At 35.0% G+C, this 3,380-nt stretch carries 2 protein-coding genes; both read left to right on the top strand.

Annotation, left to right across the window (positions count from 1 at the left end):
- The first annotated feature begins 563 nt into the window (after positions 1-563).
- Positions 564-1,931 carry a beta-propeller fold lactonase family protein gene (locus tag LRP84_RS22215; protein ID WP_230577063.1) on the top strand — a complete coding sequence of 456 codons (1,368 nt, stop codon included), beginning with the start codon at positions 564-566 and terminating at the stop codon, positions 1,929-1,931.
- A gap of 557 nt (positions 1,932-2,488) precedes the next feature.
- Positions 2,489-3,265 carry an NUDIX domain-containing protein gene (locus LRP84_RS22210; protein WP_230577062.1) on the top strand — a complete coding sequence of 259 codons (777 nt, stop codon included), beginning with the start codon at positions 2,489-2,491 and terminating at the stop codon, positions 3,263-3,265.
- The last annotated feature ends 115 nt before the right edge of the window (positions 3,266-3,380 follow it).

Raw genomic sequence — 3,380 nt, 5'->3', positions numbered from 1 at the left:
AATTATTAAACATTAATGGCGGCCCCTCTTTTCGAATATTAGTAATACTTACTTACAAATTAAAATCTTTAATTTTATTTAATTATAATTTATGAGTATAATCAAAACGGTAATAATATTTATAAAATTGTAAATATTCACAATATAGGAGGTGGTTAGAATGTCATTACAAATACCTATTTGTTGGTCAACGAGTTTTTTCTAGTTTTATAGACAGTACATAATAGATATTATGTATGATTTATTATTTGAGCGGAAAATAAGATAGATAAAATTGAAAAGCCTAACTGAACCACTTAATTCGTTGGGCTTCTTTAAAAATATTTTTAAAAATCAATATTTTCTTTTATATTGTTCAAACCAATTTGTCTATCTGTACGTTTACATAGAACGAAGGGATAAAAATTCAGACACGATTACAAAAGGAGGGAATTAAAAAACGTGTAGTATATTTACAGAGATTCACACGACCTGTTTACCTGCCGGGCTTGCGTGGCCCTATGGAACCTATTCGCGTGTCTTGAAGATTTATCATACAGAAAATTTTTTAACGAGGTGAAGAAATGTTAAAAAAAATGAAATTTAAAAGTGTATTGGTTGTAGCTTTGATGTTTGTTATTATTTTTCCGACTGCCATTTTTGCCTCATTTACTGAAAATAAAAGCCCTATGGAAAAGGAGAGCTTTGATGGCAACATTACTAACAACTCCCTCGCTATAAGTCCCGATGAGCAGATTGCGATTGTTTCAGATAGTCGCGAACAATCCATCCGTATCTATGACCTTGCTAAAGGCACTTTACGCAAGGAAATCGGTGGCTTTGTCACACCGAGAAACATCGTCTTCATTAACAATGGCTCAGAGTTCGTCGTCTCGGATAGTACGCTTGGCACTTTGCGCTTCTACAACACAAAAAGTCTAACCTTAAAGGATGAAGTCGTGGTCGGTCCAGGTGCATTCGGCACCGCCGTCAGTCCTGATGGAAAGACGCTGTATGTGAACAATCAGGCACACAGTTCTGTAACTGTCGTGGACCTTGAGAAACGTAAACCGACTTCGGTCATCACTGGTTTCTCCCAACCACGCCAAGGTATTACAGTCTCTCCGGACGGAAAATATGTGTTTGTAACAAACTTTAAAGGAGATAAGGTGTCCGTAGTTGATGCAGCCACTAAGAACATCGTACGTGAGATTACTGGTTTCTCTATGATTCGTGGAATCTCCGTGAGTGCCGATGGTCATACATTGTATGCCGCAAACAGCGGTCGTGACAGCATTTCCGTGGTGGACATCTCTCTAGGACAAATCGTCAACGAGGTAAAAGTTGGACATGAGCCATACGGTGCAGCTTTGTCACCCGATGGTAAATTGCTTTTTGCAAGCAACAAGGCGGACAATACTATCGATGTGATCAACGTCTCTGATAACCGTGTGATTAAGACAATCAGTGGTTTCACGGAACCCCGTCAAGCAATTATCTTTAGCCGGGATGGAGAACGCGCTTATGTCCTTAATCGGGATCTCTCCATTTCCCGTGTGAATGTAAAAGACTTGTCCATCACCGATACGATCAGTGATAAGTCAAACAAATACAAGCTTCAAGTGTTAGAATCGGATGGAATCGGAAAATATTTAGCAGACGATCAAGGGATGACACTTTATTACTTCACAAAGGATGAACCGGGAGTTAGTACTTGTAAAGGTAAATGTTCTGAAATTTGGCCTCCATTCCATGCAGAAAATATAGTGGCTCCTAGTGGATTTAACAAAAGCGATTTTGGAACCATCACAAGAGAAGATGGACAGAAGCAAACAACGTATAAAGGCCATCCTCTTTATTACTATTTTAAAGATACGCAGGTCGGTGATATAAATGGACAAGGCGTAAATAATGTCTGGTTTGTTTTGACTAAAAAGATTTTTGAGAAATAAACAATAGCTTCAAGTGACATAATCCGTATAAGCAAAAACCTCTTCGAAACCAAAAAGAAGAGGTTTTTGCTTTATTTTAACTTAGCTGTATCCCTCGTAGGAAATAAAGTATGAGCATATGGTGATAGTTTAGAACATGCTCTTATATAAAACCTAATCATTCGTAAAAGTACACCTTTATAAGTAAATCCGAGGCATCTATGAAACACCAAGTTTATAAAGATGATTCAAATTTTTATCACTCCAATCAATATGTACTAATTGATATATTTTCGATTTAAAATTTTAAAGTCCTTCTAACAATTTTATATTACATTTTACTAAGAAATAAAAAGAAAACATAGCAATCTTATTATGTGATAAGGACAGACCTTTATACTCTTTAAAATATTGAAGGTACCCTATCCAATATCATATAGAAATTTTTTAAAAAATGTTTTTCTATGGACAAATAAAATTAATTAGTACATAATTGTAGTTAATAATTAACATATTGTTAATTATTAAGAACCAAGAAACATGTAAAGAAAAATACTAACCGTTTAGGAGGTAGATAAATGTCAAACCAAGAAGCTTTAAAACAATATGATGTAAAAAAATATCACACACCTGATGGCTATACATCAGATATCGCAGTATTTACTATTATTACTGAGGAAAAGGAAGAACATAAACCTCCTGTTATGGCTCTGAAGTTAATGCTGATAAAACGGGCATTAACCAATTCAGAAGGAAAACCTAATATTGAATCAGGGAAATGGGCGTTACCTGGCGGCTTTGTACAGGAGGATGAAACAGCGTTTGAAGCAGCAAAGCGAGAGTTAGAGGAAGAAACAGGTGTAGAAGGTATACATATTAAGCATTATGGTGTGTATGATAAACCTGGCCGTGATCCACGTGGTTGGATTATTTCTAACGCCCATTATGCAATTGTACCGGAGTATTATTTAGAAAAACGTCAAGCTAATGATGATGCTGCAGAAGTTAAATTATTTTCAATTGATGAAGTCCTGAAATTAGACTTAGCTTTTGATCATAATCAGATCATAAGTGACGCAATTAAAGTCATTACAATTGATTTACTTCAAACAACTGTAGCAAAAAACTTCTTACCAAAAAGTTTCACATACTCTGAGTTACAAGCCGTATTGTTGACTGTTACAGATGATCAGGCAATTAAGAGCGGACAGGCATTCGCAAGAAAGATAAAAACTTTGCCGTTCATTCAAGAAGTTACGGGTCAAACGACTCAACGAACATCGAAAAAGTCCGCACAATTATATCGTTTTATAGAGATGGACATAGTACAACCAATATATACGGCTAGATATTAATTTTTTTAAAATTATTATTTAACAATATGTTAATTGTTAAATAATATCGGTGTATACATACAATATATGTTTAAATAATTGGAGGGAATTATAATGAATAATAAATATACAGATG

It is taken from the genome of Bacillus rhizoplanae (assembly GCF_917563915.1).
In the GTDB taxonomy this organism is placed as follows: Bacteria; Bacillota; Bacilli; order Bacillales; family Bacillaceae_G; genus Bacillus_A; species Bacillus_A rhizoplanae.
Note: the sequence above shows the minus strand (reverse complement) of the source record. Positions and strands in the feature narration are given on the sequence as shown.

Coding starts and splice junctions, on each gene's coding strand:
- LRP84_RS22215 (WP_230577063.1), top strand. CDS start 564: ATGTTAAAAAAAATGAAATTTAAAAGTGTATTGGTTGTAGCTTTGATG.
- LRP84_RS22210 (WP_230577062.1), top strand. CDS start 2,489: ATGTCAAACCAAGAAGCTTTAAAACAATATGATGTAAAAAAATATCAC.